Source organism: Acinetobacter wuhouensis, assembly GCF_001696605.3.
GTDB classification, from domain to species: Bacteria; Pseudomonadota; Gammaproteobacteria; order Pseudomonadales; family Moraxellaceae; genus Acinetobacter; species Acinetobacter wuhouensis.
Genome location: NZ_CP031716.1, coordinates 2,073,985 through 2,094,394, shown reverse-complemented (window position 1 = coordinate 2,094,394; position 20,410 = coordinate 2,073,985). Strand labels below are relative to the sequence as shown.

Sequence of the window (20,410 nt, the reverse complement as noted above, 5' to 3'; positions counted from 1 at the left end):
TGATATAACATATTTAGATTCAAGGAAAGACCATGTCTACAGATCCAAATTTCCCAGCAACTGAAAATTTAGGTATTGCTGTATATAGCAACAACGCTGAAGCGATTGGTAATACACCTTTAGTACGTATTAATCGTCTGATTTCGGGTGGTGCTACTGTACTTGCTAAAGTGGAAAGCCGTAACCCTGCGTTTTCTGTAAAAGATCGTATCGGTGCTGCTTTGATCGCTGATGCTGAAGCAAAAGGTCTTTTGAAAAAAGGCATGCACATCGTTGAGCCTACAAGCGGAAATACGGGTATTGCTTTGGCATTTGTTGCTGCGGCGAAAGGTTATGATATTACTTTAACCATGCCTGCAAGTATGAGTATCGAACGCCGTAAAGTATTAAAAGCTTTGGGTGCAAATTTGATTCTGACTGAACCTGCAAAAGGAATGAAAGGTGCGGTTGATGAAGCTGTGCGTTTAGCGACTGAACAGCCTGAAACGTATTACTTACCACAACAGTTTGAAAACCCAGCAAATCCTAAGATTCATGAAACCACGACGGGTCCTGAAATTTGGGCGGCTACAGGCGGTAAAGTTGATATTCTCGTTGCTGGTGTTGGTACAGGCGGTACGATTTCAGGTATTTCGAGTTATTTTGAAAATGTAAAAAAACAGCCAATTTATTCTGTTGCTGTTGAGCCTGCGGATTCTCCAATTATTGGTCAAACTAAACGTGGCGAAACCTTGACACCAGGACCTCATAAGATTCAGGGGATTGGTGCAAACTTCATTCCTAAAAACTTAGATTTAAGTTTGGTGGATGAAGTAATCGCAATTGAAAACCAAGAAGCGATTGATTTTGCACGTCAAAGTGCAACTCAAGAGGGTGTTTTTGTGGGTATTTCTAGTGGTGCGGCTTTAGCTGCTGCTGCAAAACTTGCGGCTCGCCCTGAAAATGCAGGAAAAACCATTGTGGTGATTCTTCCTGATGCGGGTGAGCGTTATTTATCTTCTGTGTTATTTGAAGATATTTCAGCGGATTGATTTGTAGTTGGTGTTAGAAGAAGCCTCAGTTTGAGGCTTTTTTTTTTATGTACAATAATGAATATCACTACCATAGAAATAATATTCAATATACCACTCGGTTAGATAGTCATTAATTTCAAAGCTATCTCCATTTTGGGATACATAACGCAATTGAGTTGGATATAAGATATTTAAACTGATATATGTGTCATAACAAAATAGATTCATACCATTATCATTATTTTTTAATTTCCAACCATTTTGTATTAAAGGCAGAGTAAAACTTGAAGTGCGACATAAACCACCTAATTAATTTAAAGGGTTTATGGAGTATATAAAATTGTCATACCATCATCTTAACTTTGAAGATCGTACTGCATTAATGCTTGAGTCAAGAAAAGAAGGCTTTTCAGCCAGAAAATTTGCTGAACTCATTAAAAGACATCCTAGTACGATCTATCGTGAGCTTAAAAGAAATAGCATCAATGACGTTTATCAAGCTCGATATGCTTCTGATAACACCTTCGCTAGACGTAGACGTGGTCACAGAAAACTCAAAATCGATTCAATCCTCTGGAAATTTATTGTTGAAGCGATCCGTTGTTTATGGTCTCCTCAGCAAATAGCAAAGCGTTTAAAGACATTTCCTGATTTGGATCAAACAATGAATGTAAGCCATACAACGATTTATTCAACGATACGAGCATTACCAAAGGGTGAGTTGAAAAAAGACTTATTATCCTGTCTACGTCATGAAAATAAAAAGCGAAAAGCTAACGGTGAACCTAAAAAAGATTCTATATTACAGGATATTAAAACTATTCATGAGCGCCCAGCCGAAGTTCAAGAAAGAAAAATACCGGGTCATTGGGAAGCTGATTTAATTAAAGGTAAAGACAATAAAAGTTCGATAGCAACACTTATTGAACGAAATACACGGCTCTGTATCTTGGCAACATTACCTGATGCAAAGGCAGAATCAGTGCGCAAGGCTTTAACTGAAGCTCTGAAATATTTACCTGCAGAACTGCGTAAAACGTTGACCTATGACCGTGGACGTGAGATGTCAGAACATAAAATACTCGAAGAAGATTTAGGCATAGATGTATATTTCTGTGACCCACATTCACCCTGGCAAAAAGGCACATGCGAAAATATGAATGGTTTAATTAGGCAATATTTACCTAAAGGGATTGATTTAAATCAGGCAGATCAGCATTATTTAAATCAAGTTGCCATGTCACTGAATACTCGTCCTAGAAAGGCGTTAGATTGGCTTACACCATTAGAGAAATTTGCTCAGCTTGTTGATTATCATATGGCTTTTGAAACTGTCGCACCTCATGTTTGAATTCGCCCCATATTTTTGCTACAGTGAACCAAATTAAGATCATCTATTTACTAGGCCTCGCATTTGCGGGGTTTTTAATGCTGAATAAAAGGAAAACTTGATGGAATTGCCCAATATTATGCACCCGGTCGCGAAGCTGAGCACCGCATTAGCCGCTGCATTGATGCTGAGCGGGTGCATGCCCGGTGAAATCCGCCCGACGATTGGCCAGCAAATGGAAACTGGCGACCAACGGTTTGGCGATCTGGTTTTCCGCCAGCTCGCACCGAATGTCTGGCAGCACACTTCCTATCTCGACATGCCGGGTTTCGGGGCAGTCGCTTCCAACGGTTTGATCGTCAGGGATGGCGGCCGCGTGCTGGTGGTCGATACCGCCTGGACCGATGACCAGACCGCCCAGATCCTCAACTGGATCAAGCAGGAGATCAACCTGCCGGTCGCGCTGGCGGTGGTGACTCACGCGCATCAGGACAAGATGGGCGGTATGGACGCGCTGCATGCGGCGGGGATTGCGACTTATGCCAATGCGTTGTCGAACCAGCTTGCCCCGCAAGAGGGGATGGTTGCGGCGCAACACAGCCTGACTTTCGCCGCCAATGGCTGGGTCGAACCAGCAACCGCGCCCAACTTTGGCCCGCTCAAGGTATTTTACCCCGGCCCCGGCCACACCAGTGACAATATCACCGTTGGGATCGACGGCACCGACATCGCTTTTGGTGGCTGCCTGATCAAGGACAGCAAGGCCAAGTCGCTCGGCAATCTCGGTGATGCCGACACTGAGCACTACGCCGCGTCAGCGCGCGCGTTTGGTGCGGCGTTCCCCAAGGCCAGCATGATCGTGATGAGCCATTCCGCCCCCGATAGCCGCGCCGCAATCACTCATACGGCCCGCATGGCCGACAAGCTGCGCTGAGCCATGGCTGACCACGTCACCCCCAATCTGCCATCGCGCGATTTCGATGTGACAGAGGCGTTTTATGCGAAGCTGGGCTTTGCGACGAGTTGGAAGGATCGCGGCTGGATGATCCTGCAGCGCGGCGGTTTGCAGCTCGAATTCTTCCCCTATCCTGACCTCGACCCAGCTACGAGCTCGTTCGGCTGTTGCCTGCGGTTGGATGATCTCGATGCCATGGTGGCATTGGTGAACGCGGCGGGAGCCGAGGAAAAAAGCACCGGCTGGCCGCGCTTCAAAGCTCCGCAACTGGAGGCGAGCGGCCTGAGGATCGGCTACCTGATCGATCCCGACTGCACGCTGGTGCGGCTGATCCAGAACCCCGACTGACCGCATGCCCGCGAAAATCAAGATTTGCGGGATCAGCACACCCGAGGCGCTCGATGCGACCATCGCGGCGCGGGCGGACTATGCCGGGTTGGTGTTCTATCCAGCGTCGCCCCGTGCGGTTACGTCGAATGTCGCGGGCGCTTTGACATCGCGCGCAGCTGGCCAGATCGCCATGGTCGGTTTGTTCGTCGATGCGGATGATGCTGTCATCGCCGACGCACTGGTGGCAGCCAAGCTGAACGCGCTGCAGCTGCACGGTTCGGAATCGCCCGAACGCGTGGCCCAGTTGCGCGCGCGGTTTGGCAAGCCGGTGTGGAAGGCGCTGCCCGTCGCCAGCGCCAGCGATGTCGCACGCGCCGCAGCCTATGCCGGGGCGGCGGACTTGATCTTGTTCGACGCCAAGACCCCCAAAGGCGCGCTGCCCGGCGGCATGGGGTTGGCGTTCGACTGGTCGCTGCTGGCCGGATATCGCGGTGCCTTGCCGTGGGGGCTGGCAGGCGGGCTAAATCCGACGAATGTTGCCGAGGCGATTGCGCGCACCGGAGCGCCGCTGGTCGATACCTCCAGCGGCGTCGAAAGCGCGCCGGGCGTCAAGGATACCGACAAGATTACCAATTTCGCCTTTGCGGTGCGCTTGGCCTAAATCGCGTCGATCAATAGGCGTCGTTCAGCGCAAAGATCGGCTTGCGGGTGCGCCACTGCCCTCGGGTGAAGTCGGGAAAATCTAACGTGCGATTGCCCTCAGCAATCGATTGTTCCGACAGAGGCGTGATCGCGCTCCAGGCCAGCGCGTCGTAAATGTCGATTGGCATCGGGGCCTTGGCCTTCAGCGCCTCGACAAAAGCGTGGATCACGAACCAGTCCATCCCGCCATGCCCGGCCCCTGCCGCCAGATCGGCGTAGCGTTTCCATAGCGGGTGATCGTATTTCGCAAACCAGCCCTCGGCAGGCTCCCAGCGGTGCGGCTGTGGGCTCTTGCCCTCCAGATAGATCGACTTGTTGACGTCCATCCACAGCCCCTCGGTGCCTTGCACCCGAAAGCCGAGAGAATAGGGGCGCGGCAGCGAGGTGTCGTGGCACAGCATGATCGTTTCACCATTAGTGCAGCCGATCATGGTGTTGACCACATCACCCAGTGCGAATTTCACCTCGGCGTTGGGATGATCGGCAGAGCCGTTCTTGACGACATAATCATGCAGCCCGCGCGCCTTACAGCCGAAGCCGCCAGCGCCCGCTTCGCCCGGCAACGCGACCTTCAGGGTGCGGGTCTGCGGCGGGTAGCACACGCCGGCATCGGCGCAGCCCTGGTACTTCACGGTCAGGGTGGTCGCGCTCGCGCCGGCCGCGGGCGTGCCGGTGAGGGTGCCGAGCAATTCCTTGCGGTAGGTTTCGACGTCGCCGAAGAATTCGTCGCGGTAGGCCTTGCCCTTCGGCAGCGCCATGGTCGCGCCGGTGAAGGCGGCATCGGCCTTGACCGAGGTGCGGTGCCGGTACAGGTAATAGCCGTCGGCGATCCGCCAGCGCACCTCGATGCGGTCCGGCGCGGTGGCCTGCGCGGACAGGACGAAGACCTCGTCGACCGGCGGCAGTTCGAAGTCCTGGGCGACGGCCGAGGTCGCGGGCAGCGCAAGCAGCAGGGCGAGCCCGGCCAGCCAGCGGCGCAGGCGGATCGTGGATGCGGTCATTGGCTCAGTTTACCGGTCGGCTCTCGGCGGCCAGCCATTGCAGGTATTCGGGCAGGCCGGACGCGGCTTCGACCGCGAGCAGCTCCGGGAGTTCGTAGGGATGCAGTTGGCGCAGGCGTTCCTGCAGGGCGGGGTAGGCCTCGGCACTGGTCTTGACCAGCAGCAGGACCTCGGCCGCGGCCTCGACCTTGCGTTGCCAGCGATAGACCGAACGCAGGCCGGGCAGGAGGTTGACGCAGGCGGCCAGGCGCTCGGCCACCAGCGCGGTGGCGATGCGCTCGGCGCTGTCGGCGTCGGGACAGGTGCAGAAGCAGATCAGGGCGCTCACCGGCATAGGGTAGCGGCTGCCCCGATCCGGCGGGCCTGGCGGACATCCGCGTGCGGCCCTTGAAAGTCGGCGGGCCCGCCCCATCTCGGTGGCATGCCGGGTTCGCCCGGTTCTGTTGTCCGCGGTTTGGCACTCGCTTCGCGCGACTGCTAAAATCGCCGGGTTTTTCCACGTCAATCAACCATTTACCGAGGTTGCCATGTCCAATATCAAGCCGCTGCACGACCGCGTGGTCATCAAGCGCATGGAAGAAGAGAAGCTGTCCGCCGGCGGGATCGTGATCCCGGATTCGGCCACCGAGAAGCCGATCAAGGGCGAAGTCGTCGCCGTCGGCACCGGCAAGGTGCTGGACAACGGCCAGGTCCGCGCGCCGCAGGTCAAGGTCGGCGACAAGGTGCTGTTCGGCAAGTACAGCGGCACCGAAGTGAAGCTGGACGGCGTCGAGCTGCTGGTGGTGAAGGAAGACGACCTGTTCGCGATCCTCGGCTGATCGCGCGTCGCTCCCACACATTTCTCATCCGAATAATTTTTCGAGGTAATTCGCAATGGCTGCCAAGGACATTCGTTTCGGCGAAGACGCGCGCTCCAAGATGGTGCGCGGCGTCAACGTGCTCGCCAACGCCGTGAAGGCGACCCTCGGCCCGAAGGGCCGCAACGTCGTGCTGCAGAAGAGCTACGGCGCGCCGACCATCACCAAGGACGGCGTCTCCGTCGCCAAGGAAATCGAACTGGCTGACGCGTTCGAGAACATGGGCGCGCAGATGGTGAAGGAAGTCGCTTCCAAGACCTCCGACAACGCCGGCGACGGCACCACCACCGCCACCGTGCTGGCGCAGGCGTTCATCCGCGAGGGCATGAAGGCGGTCGCCGCCGGCATGAACCCGATGGACCTGAAGCGCGGCATCGACCAGGCGGTGAAGGCCGCGGTCGGCGAACTGAAGTCGCTGTCCAAGCCGTCGTCGACCAGCAAGGAAATCGCCCAGGTCGGCGCGATCTCCGCGAACTCGGATGCCAACATCGGCGACCTGATCGCGCAGGCGATGGACAAGGTCGGCAAGGAAGGCGTGATCACGGTCGAGGAAGGCAGCGGCCTGGACAACGAACTCGACGTGGTCGAGGGCATGCAGTTCGACCGCGGCTACCTGAGCCCGTACTTCGTCAACAACCAGCAGTCGATGTCGGCCGACCTGGATGATCCCTTCATCCTGCTGTACGACAAGAAGATCTCCAACGTGCGCGACCTGCTGCCCGTCCTCGAGGGCGTGGCCAAGGCCGGCAAGCCGCTGCTGATCGTGGCGGAGGAAGTCGAAGGCGAAGCGCTGGCGACCCTGGTGGTCAACACCATCCGCGGCATCGTCAAGGTCTGCGCGGTGAAGGCCCCGGGCTTCGGCGACCGTCGCAAGGCGATGCTGGAAGACATGGCGATCCTGACCGGCGGCGTGGTGATTTCCGAGGAAGTCGGCCTGTCGCTGGAGAAGGCCACCATCAAGGACCTCGGCCGCGCCAAGAAGATCCAGGTGTCGAAGGAAAACACCACCATCATCGATGGCGCCGGCGAAGGCGCGGGCATCGAGGCGCGCATCAAGCAGATCAAGGCGCAGATCGAGGAGACCTCCTCCGACTACGACCGCGAGAAGCTGCAGGAGCGCGTGGCCAAGCTGGCCGGCGGCGTTGCGGTGATCAAGGTCGGTGCCGCCACCGAAGTCGAGATGAAGGAAAAGAAGGCGCGCGTCGAAGACGCCCTGCACGCGACCCGTGCGGCCGTCGAGGAAGGCATCGTCCCGGGCGGCGGCGTCGCCCTGATCCGTGCCAAGGCGGCGATCGCCGGCATCAAGGGCGTGAACGAAGACCAGAACCACGGCATCCAGATCGCCCTGCGCGCGATGGAAGCCCCGCTGCGCGAGATCGTGACCAATGCCGGCGATGAGCCGTCGGTCATCCTCAACCGCGTGGTCGAAGGTTCGGGTGCGTTCGGCTACAACGCCGCCAACGGCGAGTTCGGCGACATGATCGAGTTCGGCATCCTGGACCCGACCAAGGTCACCCGCACCGCGCTGCAGAACGCCGCGTCGATCGCGGGCCTGATGATCACCACCGAAGCGATGGTGGCCGAGGCCCCGAAGAAGGACGAGCCGGCGATGCCGGCCGGCGGCGGCATGGGCGGCATGGGCGGCATGGATTTCTAAGCCCCGCGATCCATCAAGCAAGACCACAAAGCCCGGCCTCGTGCCGGGCTTTGTGCGTTCTGGCGTCCGAGGCGGGAGACTTCCTACCCGCCCCGCGGCAATGTCTGACGCGAAGATCAGAAAACGCCGATATGAACGCGTGCTCGCGGGCGCAACCCTGAGCAGCCGTCCCTGCAACGGAGCGCTGCGTGCCGCGCCTGACCGCACCCCGGCGGCAGGCCGAGGTGTGCGCGCCACTGCCGGCCGCCCACGCCGCTGCGCGTTACGCGCGCCACCTGCCCGAGCGCACGCTGCTGTACGCGCTAGTGCAGGCGCACTACCCGGACTTCATCGCGCGTCTTGAGGCCGAAGACCGCCCGCTGCCCGAGTATGTGCGCGAGGAGTTCGAGACCTACCTGCGCTGCGGCGTGCTCGAGCACGGCTTCCTGCGCGTGGTCTGCGAGCACTGTCGTGCCGAGAGGCTGGTGGCGTATTCCTGCAAGAAGCGCGGGCTGTGCCCGAGCTGCGGCGCACGGCGCATGGCCGAGTCGGCGCGGCATCTGGTGGACGAGGTGTTCGGCCCGCGGCCGGTGCGGCAATGGGTGCTGAGTTTCCCGTACCCGTTGCGCTTCCTGTTCGCCAGCAAGCCTGAGGCGATCGGCCCGGTGCTGGGCATCGTGCATCGTGTGATCGCCGGTTGGCTTGCCGATCAGGCCGGCGTGCCGCGGGATACGGCGCAATGCGGCGTGGTGACCCTGATCCAGCGCTTCGGCAGCGCGCTGAATCTCAACATCCACTTCCACATGCTGTGGCTCGACGGCGTGTACGAGGACACCACCGAGCGTCCGCAGCGCAAGCCGCGCCTGCACCGCACCCGTGCGCCCACATCGGCGCAACTGACGGAACTGGCCAACACCATCGCGCATCGCGTGTGCCGGCACCTGTCGCGCCGCGGCTGGCTCGAAGGCGAAGACGAATCCGTGTTCCTGTCCGACAGCGCGGGTAGCGACGACGGCATGGATGGGCTGCGGATGAGTTCGATGACCTACCGCATCGCCACCGGTCGCGACGCTGGCCGCAAGGTCGTCACGCTGCAAACGCTGCCTGGCGACGCCGGTCCGCTGGAGGGCGACGCCGGCAAGGTCGGCGGCTTCTCGCTGCATGCCGGCGTGGCCGCGGAAGCACACGAAAGCCACAAGCTCGAAAAGCTGTGCCGCTACATCACGCGCCCGGCGATCAGCGAGCAGCGGCTATCGATCTCGCCACAGGGCAGGGTGCGTTACCAGCTCAAGACGCCGTGGCGCAATGGCACCACGCATGTCGAATGGGATGCGGTGGACTTCATCGCCAAGCTGGCGGCACTGGTCCCGCCGCCACGCGCGCATCTCACCCGCTTCCACGGCGTATTCGCCCCGAATGCAAACCTGCGCGCGCAGCTGACGCCCTCGGGGCGCGGCAGGCGGCCTGCGGGCGATGCGGCGCCAGTGGACGTCAGCGCCCACGACGAGCCGCGCAGCCCCGAGCAGAAGCGCCGTGCGATGAGCTGGGCGCAACGGCTCAAGCGGGTCTTTTCCATCGACATCACCACCTGCGCCCACTGCGGCGGCGCGGTGCGGATCGTCGCCAGCATCGAAGACCCCAAGGCCATTCGCGCCATCCTCGCCCACTTCGAGAAACACGGCGCGCTGGAGCAAGCGCACTACCGGCCCGCAGCGCGCGCCCCGCCGCCCGCCGCGTGATGAGGCGCCGGCCACACAGCCGGCAGCCAAGCCAGAGTCCGATCCGATGCGGCCACGACCCCGCAGGGCTGCGCTCGGCCCTGTGCCGGGATTCGGTGAGAAATGGCTACGCACTGAGCCGCTGCGTGGCCCCGCGATGTCGAAAACCCACGCATGAACCCCCGATCTGTGCCCGATCTGTGCCCAAAGCGGCGCTTGCGCGGCCGCTTCCTACCCGCCAGACTCGCCAAAAAGGGCGGTTGAACTTCCTATACCCATATCCCACTTTAGGTTTGGCAGCACCTTTTCAATCAGGTGGTTGTTTACACCAATCCAGCTATTGGCCAATTGAATATTGGTTTCGTCTACTTTTTTTGATTTTTTAAACAGCTTGGTAAAACCGAGTGCCAAAACAGGGGGACCATGTAAAAACGTGCTTCCTGTAATGACTGAACCAACTGTGAGTCCTTTACTGACTTTTTGCAATAAGGATGCTTTTTTATGAGCAGTAGACATAAATCTAACCTTGAGTGTAGAGATTTAAAAAAATGTTCCAACTATAAACAACGGAAATTGAAATACAATTGTATATTTGAAGATGTTGACATTTTTTATGGATTTACCCATTTTCTGCAATTTTAATCCACTTTATCATAAGTGAAGCATTGGTATTTGGTGTATAAAGTTCTTAAAAACTTTTATTGAAACATATATCTCATGTTTTTAGAAATCCGATAAATTGAAAACAATGGAGGGCAGAGTAAAACTTGAAGTGCGACATAAACCACCTAATTAATTTAAAGGGTTTATGGAGTATATAAAATTGTCATACCATCATCTTAACTTTGAAGATCGTACTGCATTAATGCTTGAGTCAAGAAAAGAAGGCTTTTCAGCCAGAAAATTTGCTGAACTCATTAAAAGACATCCTAGTACGATCTATCGTGAGCTTAAAAGAAATAGCATCAATGACGTTTATCAAGCTCAATATGCTTCTGATAACACTTTTGCTAGACGTAGACGTGGTCACAGAAAACTCAAAATCGATTCAATCCTCTGGAAATTTATTGTTGAAGCGATCCGTTGTTTATGGTCTCCTCAGCAAATAGCAAAGCGTTTAAAGACATTTCCTGATTTGGATCAAACAATGAATGTAAGCCATACAACGATTTATTCAACGATACGAGCATTACCCAAGGGTGAGTTGAAAAAAGACTTATTATCCTGTCTACGTCATGAAAATAAAAAGCGAAAAGCTAACGGTGAACCTAAAAAAGATTCTATATTACAGGATATTAAAACTATTCATGAGCGCCCAGCCGAAGTTCAAGAAAGAAAAATACCGGGTCATTGGGAAGCTGATTTAATTAAAGGTAAAGACAATAAAAGTTCGATAGCAACACTTATTGAACGAAATACACGGCTCTGTATCTTGGCAACATTACCTGATGCAAAGGCAGAATCAGTGCGCAAGGCTTTAACTGAAGCTCTGAAATATTTACCTGCAGAACTGCGTAAAACGTTGACCTATGACCGTGGACGTGAGATGTCAGAACATAAAATACTCGAAGAAGATTTAGGCATAGATGTATATTTCTGTGACCCACATTCACCCTGGCAAAAAGGCACATGCGAAAATATGAATGGTTTAATTAGGCAATATTTACCTAAAGGGATTGATTTAAATCAGGCAGATCAGCATTATTTAAATCAAGTTGCCATGTCACTGAATACTCGTCCTAGAAAGGCGTTAGATTGGCTTACACCATTAGAGAAATTTGCTCAGCTTGTTGATTATCATATGGCTTTTGAAACTGTCGCACCTCATGTTTGAATTCGCCAAACGTTGTTCGACTAATTTATATTGTTCCAAACTCATATCAGTTTTCTTAACTTTAATATATGTTAATTCATGGTTTTTCTTTTCTAATTGGGTGTCAAAAAGCAGGGGAATGTCTCTAAAGATAGTTTTGGAATAACTCTTTATATCTAGTTTTGTTCTGTGATTATCCTTTAAAAGAATTGGAATTGACATAAAGAATACGATTGAAAAAACAATTATAACTATAGAATTAAAATGATATTGTTGCATATGATTTTTATCCAATTATCTTGATATTTTATTATCTTAAGTCTTTTAAATACTCTAAAGCTCTCTGCTCTATTTCATCGGACATCTTTTTATTCTGCTCATTCATCTTTTCTAATAGTTCCTGTTTTTGTTCTTTTTCATTTACTTTATTGTCATATTTTCTATCGAACATTAATTCAGTTGTAATTTGATCTTCTTGTAATAGATGCCGAATAAGATTTTTCATTTCAATAGTCTTTGGCTTTAAAGATTCTAAATGTGCTTTTTTAATTTGGAATGCTAATATTAAACTTTTTCTTAAATTTTCAGCATATTCATTATCACTCATATTTACTATGTCGCTTTCAGAATCATGAGTTTTAAGCTCAATTTCTTTATTGGTTTGATAGTAGTTTAATTTGAAATCAACCCAATCATCCAGTAGATTTTTAGTTTCTAACTTATTTTTTTCTTGAACTAAAAAATCATTTTTAGCGAAACTTGTGTTTAAAAAAATAGAATTACATAAAATAAATATGTTTAAAACCAAAAGTATTTTTTTCATAGAATATATTTAAGTATTTTTATCTACTATAAGAAAGAAATTATGAATATTCAAGGGAGCATGATCCCCAATTTTCTTAAAACCCCACACAACTGAATCATGGGCATACCCATCAGTGTAGTTTGATCCTGACCAATCATTTGTTCAAATAATGAAATTCCCAAACTTTCACATTTAAAACTACCTGCGCAATGTAATGGTTGATCCATTTCAATATAACGCTGAATTTCATCCAGTGTTAATTCTCGAAATTTCACATGATAATGCTCAACCAAGGTGTGTTCAAAACCAGAAGCTAGATGTTGCACACTGAGTGCGGTACTAAAATAAACATTCTGACCTGAATTGGCTTGCAACTGTCGAATTGCTTTTTCTACAGTTAAAGGTTTGCCAATAAAATCCTGCGGAGAATGTTCACGCCAAGCCACTTGATCTGAACCAATCACAATGGCATTGGGATAGTCTTTTGCTATGACTTGCGCTTTCTCAAAAGCCAAACGCTTTGCCAAATCATCGGCATGAGTTTCACCATGCGGAGTTTCATCAATATCAGGTGAAATACAGTGATAAGTTAAACCTAGACGATTCATTAAATCTTTACGAGTTTGGCTTGATGAAGCCAAAATGATCTCAGCATTTTTATTTTCAGAATGAGTCATTAAACAGCATATTCCATTAACAAATCTAAAGGAACGTAAGACAGAACTGCTTGATGACACGCCTGTAATTTTACACGTGGCGCCATATCATGCTGATAAGCTTCAACCCAACGGGTCACGCATAGACACCAAAAGTCGCCTGGTTGTAAGCCTGGAAAGCCATGTTCTGGTAAGGGTGTAATTAAATCATTACCCATTCTTTGGGAAAAACTCAAAAATTCAGAAGTTAATTCGACACAAACCGTATGTTGTCCGATGTCAGAAGGTGCTGTATGACAAAATCCGTTACGAAAATAACCCGTAATAGGTGAGAAGCAACAACTTGCCAAAGGCTCACCTAAGACATTTAAACCATTGATTTTAGGATTGGGATGGATAGACATAAGCATTTAAAATTAAAAAGTTTGACCTATAATAATCAAAACAGAACTTTTCTACAGCTTTTCTACGAAAGTATCTAACCTTTTTTTGTGTAATCATTTAGAATCTACGCGATTTTCAATATCTAATAAAAGAGAGCTATACATGAATTTTCAGCGTATGACTGACCTCGATTTAACAGGCAAGCGTGTTCTTATCCGTGAAGATTTAAACGTACCTGTTAAAAATGGTGTGATTACAAGCGATGCACGTTTACGTGCGGCTTTACCGACAATCAAATTGGCACTTGAAAAAGGTGCTGCGGTAATGGTGTATTCACACTTAGGTCGTCCAGTTGAAGGTGAACCAAAAGCTGAACAATCTCTTGCACCTGTAGCGGCTTATTTAACTGAAGCTTTAGGGCAAGAAGTAAAACTATTTACAGATTACTTGGATGGCGTTGAAGTTGCAGCGGGTCAAGTTGTATTGCTTGAAAATTGTCGTTTCAATGCAGGCGAAAAGAAAAATAACCCTGAATTAGCAGCGAAATATGCAGCACTTTGCGATGTATTTGTAATGGATGCTTTCGGTACTGCACACCGTGCAGAAGCGTCTACTGAAGGTGTTGCACGTTTAGCCAAAGTTGCAGCAGCAGGTCCTTTACTTGCAGCTGAATTGGATGCTTTAGGTCGTGCGCTTCAAACACCTGAAAAGCCAATGGTTGCAATCGTTGCTGGTTCAAAAGTATCAACTAAGCTTGATGTTTTAACTTCACTTTCTGATATTTGCGATCAATTGATTGTGGGTGGCGGTATTGCCAATACATTCCTTGCTGCGGCTGGTTTCAATGTAGGTAAATCATTGTGTGAACATGATTTGATTGATACTGCAAAAGCAATTGCAGCGAAAGTTTCAGTTCCACTTCCAACTGACGTTGTTGTTGCTGATGCTTCAGAAATCAACTTTGATGATTTCTTAGGTTCACTTGCTGCTGCGAAAGCAATTGTGAAAAATGTTGCAGATGTTGCTGATAACGACATGATTTTAGATGTGGGTCCTGAAACAGCAAAAGCATTTGCTGAGATTCTAAAAACTTCAAAAACAATCCTTTGGAATGGTCCAGTAGGTGTGTTTGAAGTGGATCAATTCGGCGAAGGCACTAAAGCATTGTCATTGGCAATTGCTGAATCAGCAGGTTTCTCGATCGCAGGTGGTGGTGATACTTTAGCTGCGATTGATAAATATGAAGTTGCTGACAAAATCGGTTATATCTCTACAGGTGGCGGTGCATTCCTTGAATTTGTAGAAGGTAAAACACTTCCTGCAGTTGCTGTATTGCTTGAACGTGCATAATCACTTATTTAAAACACATTTATGACGTTTTAATGAAAGGGCTGACGCTGTGTCAGCCCTTTTGTTTTTGCTATTCATCTTCAAGTAATAAAAATGAAATATTTTTGCAATAAACTAAATTTAATCCAATCACTAACACTGGGAAATGTGATGAAATTTAAATTTGCTCTTGTAGCACTTATGATTGCTCCTTTAGCACTGACTGCATGTTCTAAACAAGAAAAAGTACCTGCGTCAGAACAAACATCTGCTTCAGAAGCAACTTCTACAGCGTCTGAAAATATAACTCCAGAACAACAAGCAGCGATCGATGCAATCGACAAGCCTGTACTTGATGAAAAAAATACGGATGTTCCTGCTGAACTTTCAAATGCACCAGCAGATGCAGCGACTCCTCATGAAGAAGAAGCGCCAAAAGCACAATAATCTAAGTGCTTTGTTGATATTTGTTAAAAGTCCCTGCTAAAGCAGGGATTTTTTATGAAATAGTCAAGATTGTTGCTGATTTGAAATAATTCCCCATGTAGAATATGGGGCATTACTTGGGAGGATATTATGGCTCTTATTTCATTGCGCCAACTCTTGGATCATGCCGGTGAACATAACTACGGCGTTCCAGCGTTTAACGTAAACAACTTAGAACAAATGCGCGCAATCATGTTAGCCGCTGACGAAACAAATTCACCTGTAATTGTGCAAGCTTCTGCGGGCGCACGTAAATATGCAGGCGCTCCTTTTTTACGTCATTTAATTCTAGCTGCAATTGAAGAATGGCCACATATTCCAGTGGTAATGCACCAAGATCATGGTACAGATCCAGATGTATGTCAGCGTTCTATCCAATTGGGCTTTTCATCAGTGATGATGGACGGTTCATTAGGTGCAGACGGTAAAACACCAACAACTTATGAATATAACGTAGACGTAACTCGTCGTACGGTTCAAATGGCGCATGCGTGTGGTGTGTCTGTTGAAGGCGAAATCGGTTGTTTGGGTAGCCTTGAAACAGGTATGGCAGGTGAGGAAGATGGCGTAGGCGCTGAAGGCGTTCTTGATCATTCTCAACTACTTACTTCAGTTGAAGAAGCAACTCAATTTGTAAAAGATACCAATGTTGATGCACTTGCAATTGCTGTAGGTACTTCACACGGTGCGTACAAATTCACTCGTCCACCTACAGGTGATATTTTGGCAATTGACCGCATTAAAGAAATCCACGCGGCACTTCCAAATACACACCTTGTAATGCATGGTTCAAGCTCAGTTCCACAAGAATGGCTTGCGATCATTAACCAATATGGCGGTGACATCAAAGAAACGTATGGTGTTCCTGTTGAGCAATTGGTTGAAGCAATCAAACACGGTGTACGTAAAATCAACATCGATACAGATCTACGTTTAGCGTCTACAGGTGCAATGCGCCGTATGATGGCTGAACAACCAAGCGAATTTGACCCACGTAAATTCTTCGCGAAAACTGTAGATGCAATGAAACAAATCTGTGTAGATCGTTATACAGCATTTGGTACAGCGGGTAATGCCGACAAGATTCGTCCAATTTCTTTAGAGAAAATGGTGGATCGTTATAAATAATTTGATTTAATTATTTATAAATTGAATGATTTGTAAAAGAAAGCCCACTAAGTTTTAGTGGGCTTTTTATTAAACTTTTTGAAATACTAAATTGAAATAAGAAGATCGTCATGGAACTGATTTTTTCAGCAGCACTGTGTAGTGTACTGGTCTCTATCCTGTTGAAATTTGCCAAACAGAAAGGCTTTGATGCACTGCAAATGATTGCATGGAATTATGCCATTGCCAGTATATTCAGTTACTTATGGTTTAAGCCTGATTTAGCCCATATTTCAGTATCTCAAACACCGTGGTGGTTGATCATTGTATTAGGAATGGTGTTACCGAGTATCTTTTTATGTCTTGCTAAATCATTACATACAGCAGGGATTGTTAAAACTGAAATTGCACAGCGTTTATCTGTGGTTTTATCACTATTGGCGGCTTATTTTTTATTTCAAGAACAATTTAATCAATTGAAAATGTTAGGCATCGGCTTAGGAATTATTGCTGTACTTTGTATTATTTTTTCTCAAACTAATTCTTCACAAGATTCAAACTCATCTTTAGATCGAAAAGGTGTGATGTATTTACTCAGTGTTTGGATAGGTTATGCTGTTGTCGATATTTTGTTGAAATATACGACGAGTCTAGGATTGCAATTTCCTGTGACTTTGACCCTCATGTTTTTCTGTTCCTTTATTCTTTCTATCGCTTATTTATTGTTTCGTAAAGCGGATTGGAATATTAAAAATATCTTTGCAGGCTTTGTTTTAGGGCTTTTAAATTTTGCAAATATTGCCTTATATGTGAAAGCGCATATTTTACTTAAAGATTCACCAGCAATTGTTTTTGCGGGGATGAATATTCTGGTCGTGTTATTTGGTGTGATTGCAGGCTTAATCATTTTCAAAGAAAAACTCAAAGTGATTACAGCATTGGGGCTAGTTTTGGGCTTAGGTGGGGTGGTATGTTTAGGGTTGGCAATCTAAAAATTTATAACTGTTGATACAATGTCACGAGCCAATCAATAAATACACGAACTCTAGGTGAAAGCTGCTTATGCTGTGGATACAAGGCAGCCACATTCATATATGGGCTTTGCCAATCTTTTAGTAGTTCGACCAAAAGATTATTTTGAATCGCATCTTCTACATGATAACGCGGCACTTGAATTAGCCCTGTACCTTGTAAAGCTGAAATGACATAGTTTTCTGCGTCATTCACACTGAGCCAGTGTTGAAGTTGATATTGTACGGTATTGCCATCAACAATAAGTTCGAATGGATATGAATGTTGTCTAGATGATGAAAAAAAACCAACACAATGATGAAGTTTCAAGTCATTAGGTGTTTGTGGATAACCATATTGTGCTAAGTAAGCAGGGCTTGCACAAATCACTTGAGGCATTTTCATCAATGATCTTGCGATCAACGATGAATCCTGTAAGGTACCTGCTCGAATAACGCAATCAATACCTTCTTTTACCAAATCGACCAAACGATCTCCACTACTCATGATCAATTGAATATCTGGGTAATTTTGATGAAAATCTGCGATACGTGGCAATACAATTTTTGTTGCATGCGTACCGTGTAAATCCACGCGTAAAATACCTTTAGGTTTTGCGTGGATATCTCGTAATGCGGAATCTGCATCTTCCAATTCTGAAAGAATACTTTTACAGCGTCGATAATAGGCTTGCCCATCTAAAGTTGTGCGAACATGGCGAGTTGTACGTTCCAATAAACGGGTATTTAAACTTGACTCTAATTGCTTAATCGCATGGCTGGCGGTGGCACGTGGAATTGCAAGTTGATCAGCGGCAAGACTGAAACTTTTTAATTCAACAATTCGAGTAAATAAATTTAAAGTTACTAACTTATCCATTTTAATGTGATTGTTGATGATTATAGAATTATCTTATCAAAAAAATAGTCTTTATCCATACAATGGAAATATTAAACTGTACATAAGCAAAATTGATACACAAATTAATTTAATTCGAGGTTTAAATGAATCACACAATTAAAACAGCTTTGGTTACTGGTGGTACTAAAGGTATAGGACGAGCAATTGTAGAGCGATTGGTGAAGGATGATTTTTTTGTCATTGTTAATTATGCAAATGATCAAAATGAAGCTGAAAGCTTTTTACAATATATTCAAAAATTAGGTGGGAAGGCTACGGCGATAAAAGCCAATGTTGCAAATGAAATTGAAGTCCAACAATTATTTGAACAAGCGCAGGCAATTAATGGACAACTTGATGTTGTCGTACATAGTGCAGGTGTTATGCCTATGGTAAAAATAGTTCCAGAAAGCCTAAATGATTTTGATCGAGTGATTCAGGTTAATTTACGTGGTGCATTTTTAGTATTATCTCATGCTGCTCAAACAGTACATGATGGTGGGCGAATCATTGCATTATCAACCAGTGTAATTGCAAAATCATTTCCAGGTTATGGTCCATATATTGCATCTAAAGCAGGTGTGGAAGGATTGGTACATGTGCTTGCAAATGAACTACGTGGACGTAATATTACTGTGAATGCTGTTGCACCAGGACCAACAGGTACGGAACTTTTCTATAAAGGAAAAACTCAAGAGCAAATTGATGCAATTGCTAATTTAGCGCCTCTTCAACGAATCGCAACGGTGAATGAAATTGCCAATGTGGTTGGTATGCTAATAGGAGAAGATGGTAGTTGGATTAATTCTCAGGTAATTCGTGTGAATGGTGGTTTTGCATAATACTTTTATTCTAGTTAAATAGTGAAATTGCAATAATTCATTTTTTAAATTTAGTATGGATCATTGAGTGAAAGAGTTTTGAATAAGCTTGTAATATGATTTAAATTTTCACTTTAAAATCATCTTACGTATTAAAAACTCTTAAACTCGGATGTTATTTAAGTTTTAATATCGTAGATTTAAAATAATTGTATTAGGTTATAATGGTTGGTTTGAAATAATTTGATATAAAGTCTTAAAAGCTTAATATTTTGCTCATAAAATTTAAAAAAACATAGCGGACAATGGGGGAGCCTCCTCTACATTGGTGTAATTGCTATGAATCAAGATGTTTTTTCCTCGCTTTATTCACCATTACACATCAATGGTGTACAGCTTTTACCACTACAGGCCGAACATGAACAGGCTTTAGTTGATGTGTGTAAAGATGGAAGTCTATGGGAGCTTGATTATACCTCGGTACCACATTACTCCCAGATTAATGCGTATATTGCCAAAGCCTTAGAACTTAAATCTCAAGGCTTACGTGTACCTTTTGTTGTACTCGATCAAACGACTGGACGTATTGTTGGAACAACCAGCTTTCGTGATTTTGTGTGGGATGTACGCCGTGTTGAAATTGGTTATACATGGTATGCGAAATCGGCACAAAGAACGCATATTAATACCAGTTGTAAGCTCTTATTGCTTCGTTATGCCTTTGAAACATTGCAAGCCAATTCAGTTGTCTTGCGTACAGATATTCGTAATTTAAAAAGTCAAAAAGCGATTGAGCGTTTAGGTGCGCATCGTGATGGTATCCTCCGCCAAGATGCTTTGCGCAAAGATGGAACAGTAAGAGATACAGTCATGTATAGTTTGCTAAAAGAAGAATGGGCAAATACCCAAAAGCACCTAAATTCTCTTATAGAAAGCTACTAACCAAATTTTTACTTATTTTATAGATTCAATTATTTTCAGATTGTTAACTGCAATCGATATGTAGACGGTGTTGCGAGCAGTGAACACATTGGAAAAGATAGCCTTTAAACCAGCCATCTTCATACATATTATTCTGAATGGAATCTTCATTCACACAGGATTCTTGAATATCAGGAATGAGTTCATTATAAATATCTTTAATATTTTCACTGGTTGCATAGGCAATAAATTTACAAGGACTCATGCAATGAGTAAGCCATACGGCTTGTTGCCAAGTAAAATAACTAGGAGTTTTATAAAGTATTGTATCGATTAATTCTGGATTCATTTCGTGAGTAAAATAAAAATCACCATCCGCTTGTTGATGAAAAATAGCGCTTTCTAAATCAGCTAAGTCAAAGAAACTCCCTTCAAATTTTTTAGCAACTTCGCCATTTTCAATACACCAAGGGCAAATATAATCTGGCTTATCAATGCTATAAAATGAGCAGTTATATTTTAAATTTCGTTGCTGTTTGCAAACCGAGCAAATACCATCTTCTTTAATAAAGATATCGAGTTTATAAGCATTTGGATGATATTTAAAATTTGGATAATCCATATTCTTTTCTGCT

The 20,410-nt window shown here is 47.0% G+C and carries 22 protein-coding genes and 1 pseudogene; 15 read left to right on the top strand and 8 right to left on the bottom strand.

Annotation, left to right across the window (positions count from 1 at the left end; genetic code table 11):
* The first annotated feature begins 32 nt into the window (after positions 1-32).
* The 5 genes from cysK to BEN71_RS10650 all read left to right on the top strand — a co-directional run bounded on the left by cysK (position 33) and on the right by BEN71_RS10650 (position 4,289).
* Positions 33-1,031: a cysteine synthase A gene (cysK, locus tag BEN71_RS10670; protein WP_068974266.1), complete on the top strand. Its 999-nt coding sequence runs from the start codon at positions 33-35 to the stop codon at positions 1,029-1,031.
* Between the two features lie 307 nt (positions 1,032-1,338).
* Positions 1,339-2,364: an IS30-like element ISAba125 family transposase gene (locus tag BEN71_RS10665; RefSeq protein ID WP_004994718.1), complete on the top strand. Its 1,026-nt coding sequence runs from the start codon at positions 1,339-1,341 to the stop codon at positions 2,362-2,364.
* Positions 2,365-2,464: 100 nt separating this feature from the next.
* On the top strand, positions 2,465-3,277 hold the full coding sequence (locus BEN71_RS10660; RefSeq protein WP_004201164.1) for a subclass B1 metallo-beta-lactamase NDM-1: 813 nt from the start codon (positions 2,465-2,467) through the stop codon (positions 3,275-3,277).
* Between the two features lie 3 nt (positions 3,278-3,280).
* Positions 3,281-3,646 carry a bleomycin binding protein Ble-MBL gene (ble, locus tag BEN71_RS10655; protein ID WP_004201167.1) on the top strand — a complete coding sequence of 122 codons (366 nt, stop codon included), beginning with the start codon at positions 3,281-3,283 and terminating at the stop codon, positions 3,644-3,646.
* A 4-nt stretch (positions 3,647-3,650) separates the two neighbouring features.
* Positions 3,651-4,289 carry a phosphoribosylanthranilate isomerase gene (locus BEN71_RS10650; RefSeq protein WP_004201168.1) on the top strand — a complete coding sequence of 213 codons (639 nt, stop codon included), beginning with the start codon at positions 3,651-3,653 and terminating at the stop codon, positions 4,287-4,289.
* 10 nt (positions 4,290-4,299) lie between these two features.
* On the opposite strand, the gene BEN71_RS19460 is transcribed toward BEN71_RS10650, so the two are convergent.
* Together BEN71_RS19460 and cutA are read right to left on the bottom strand one after the other, a co-directional pair.
* On the bottom strand, positions 4,300-5,331 hold the full coding sequence (locus BEN71_RS19460; RefSeq protein ID WP_004201169.1) for a protein-disulfide reductase DsbD domain-containing protein: 1,032 nt from the start codon (positions 5,329-5,331) through the stop codon (positions 4,300-4,302).
* 4 nt (positions 5,332-5,335) lie between these two features.
* Positions 5,336-5,665, bottom strand: coding sequence for a divalent-cation tolerance protein CutA (gene cutA, locus BEN71_RS10640; protein WP_004201171.1), 330 nt, complete (start codon positions 5,663-5,665; stop codon positions 5,336-5,338).
* A 193-nt stretch (positions 5,666-5,858) separates the two neighbouring features.
* On the opposite strand from cutA, the gene groES reads away from it, so the two are divergent.
* From groES to BEN71_RS10625, 3 genes are all read left to right on the top strand, one after another.
* Positions 5,859-6,149, top strand: coding sequence for a co-chaperone GroES (gene groES / locus BEN71_RS10635; protein WP_004201172.1), 291 nt, complete (start codon positions 5,859-5,861; stop codon positions 6,147-6,149).
* Between the two features lie 55 nt (positions 6,150-6,204).
* On the top strand, positions 6,205-7,845 hold the full coding sequence (groL, locus tag BEN71_RS10630) for a chaperonin GroEL (RefSeq protein WP_004201176.1): 1,641 nt from the start codon (positions 6,205-6,207) through the stop codon (positions 7,843-7,845).
* 188 nt (positions 7,846-8,033) lie between these two features.
* Positions 8,034-9,563: an IS91 family transposase gene (locus tag BEN71_RS10625; protein ID WP_015056392.1), complete on the top strand. Its 1,530-nt coding sequence runs from the start codon at positions 8,034-8,036 to the stop codon at positions 9,561-9,563.
* Between the two features lie 249 nt (positions 9,564-9,812).
* Here the strand turns inward: BEN71_RS10625 and BEN71_RS10615 are convergent.
* Positions 9,813-10,058, bottom strand: a pseudogene (locus BEN71_RS10615) (acyltransferase); the annotation flags it as partial.
* A gap of 292 nt (positions 10,059-10,350) precedes the next feature.
* Here BEN71_RS10615 and BEN71_RS10610 point away from each other — a divergent pair.
* Complete coding sequence (locus BEN71_RS10610; protein ID WP_001988464.1) at positions 10,351-11,376, top strand: IS30-like element ISAba125 family transposase; 1,026 nt, start codon at positions 10,351-10,353, stop codon at positions 11,374-11,376.
* Between the two features lie 289 nt (positions 11,377-11,665).
* Here BEN71_RS10610 and BEN71_RS10605 read toward each other — a convergent pair whose 3' ends face one another.
* The 3 genes from BEN71_RS10605 to BEN71_RS10595 are packed head-to-tail and all read right to left on the bottom strand — an operon-like array spanning position 11,666 to position 13,220.
* A complete protein-coding gene (locus BEN71_RS10605) occupies positions 11,666-12,178 on the bottom strand; it encodes a hypothetical protein (RefSeq protein WP_068975127.1) in 513 nt (170 codons plus the stop codon).
* Positions 12,179-12,228: 50 nt separating this feature from the next.
* Positions 12,229-12,837 carry a Maf family protein gene (locus tag BEN71_RS10600; RefSeq protein ID WP_068975128.1) on the bottom strand — a complete coding sequence of 203 codons (609 nt, stop codon included), beginning with the start codon at positions 12,835-12,837 and terminating at the stop codon, positions 12,229-12,231.
* A complete protein-coding gene (locus BEN71_RS10595; RefSeq protein WP_068975129.1) occupies positions 12,837-13,220 on the bottom strand; it encodes a DUF2237 family protein in 384 nt (127 codons plus the stop codon). Before BEN71_RS10595 ends, BEN71_RS10600 begins: the two co-directional genes overlap by 1 nt.
* Before the next feature lie 142 nt (positions 13,221-13,362).
* Here BEN71_RS10595 and BEN71_RS10590 point away from each other — a divergent pair, with 142 nt between their 5' ends.
* The 4 genes from BEN71_RS10590 (at position 13,363) to BEN71_RS10575 (ending at position 17,114) form a co-directional block, all read left to right on the top strand.
* Entirely contained in the window at positions 13,363-14,550 is a 1,188-nt protein-coding gene (locus tag BEN71_RS10590; protein ID WP_068975130.1) for a phosphoglycerate kinase, read from the top strand.
* A 150-nt stretch (positions 14,551-14,700) separates the two neighbouring features.
* A complete protein-coding gene (locus tag BEN71_RS10585) occupies positions 14,701-14,976 on the top strand; it encodes a hypothetical protein (protein ID WP_068975131.1) in 276 nt (91 codons plus the stop codon).
* Positions 14,977-15,105: 129 nt separating this feature from the next.
* The gene (gene fba / locus BEN71_RS10580) at positions 15,106-16,143 is read left to right on the top strand and encodes a class II fructose-bisphosphate aldolase (RefSeq protein ID WP_068975132.1); all 1,038 of its coding nucleotides are present in this window, start codon (positions 15,106-15,108) and stop codon (positions 16,141-16,143) included.
* A gap of 110 nt (positions 16,144-16,253) precedes the next feature.
* The gene (locus tag BEN71_RS10575; protein WP_068975133.1) at positions 16,254-17,114 is read left to right on the top strand and encodes a DMT family transporter; all 861 of its coding nucleotides are present in this window, start codon (positions 16,254-16,256) and stop codon (positions 17,112-17,114) included.
* Between the two features lie 4 nt (positions 17,115-17,118).
* Here the strand turns inward: BEN71_RS10575 and BEN71_RS10570 are convergent, their stop codons facing one another.
* On the bottom strand, positions 17,119-18,012 hold the full coding sequence (locus tag BEN71_RS10570; protein WP_068975134.1) for a LysR family transcriptional regulator: 894 nt from the start codon (positions 18,010-18,012) through the stop codon (positions 17,119-17,121).
* 125 nt (positions 18,013-18,137) lie between these two features.
* Between BEN71_RS10570 and BEN71_RS10565 the strand changes: the two genes are divergently transcribed.
* On the top strand, positions 18,138-18,875 hold the full coding sequence (locus tag BEN71_RS10565) for an SDR family oxidoreductase (protein WP_068975135.1): 738 nt from the start codon (positions 18,138-18,140) through the stop codon (positions 18,873-18,875).
* 318 nt (positions 18,876-19,193) lie between these two features.
* Complete coding sequence (locus BEN71_RS10560; RefSeq protein ID WP_068975136.1) at positions 19,194-19,796, top strand: GNAT family N-acetyltransferase; 603 nt, start codon at positions 19,194-19,196, stop codon at positions 19,794-19,796.
* Positions 19,797-19,839: 43 nt separating this feature from the next.
* Here BEN71_RS10560 and BEN71_RS10555 read toward each other — a convergent pair whose 3' ends face one another.
* Positions 19,840-20,397, bottom strand: a complete 558-nt coding sequence (locus BEN71_RS10555) for a CbrC family protein (protein ID WP_068975137.1) — start codon at positions 20,395-20,397, stop codon at positions 19,840-19,842.
* Positions 20,398-20,410: the final 13 nt, after the last annotated feature.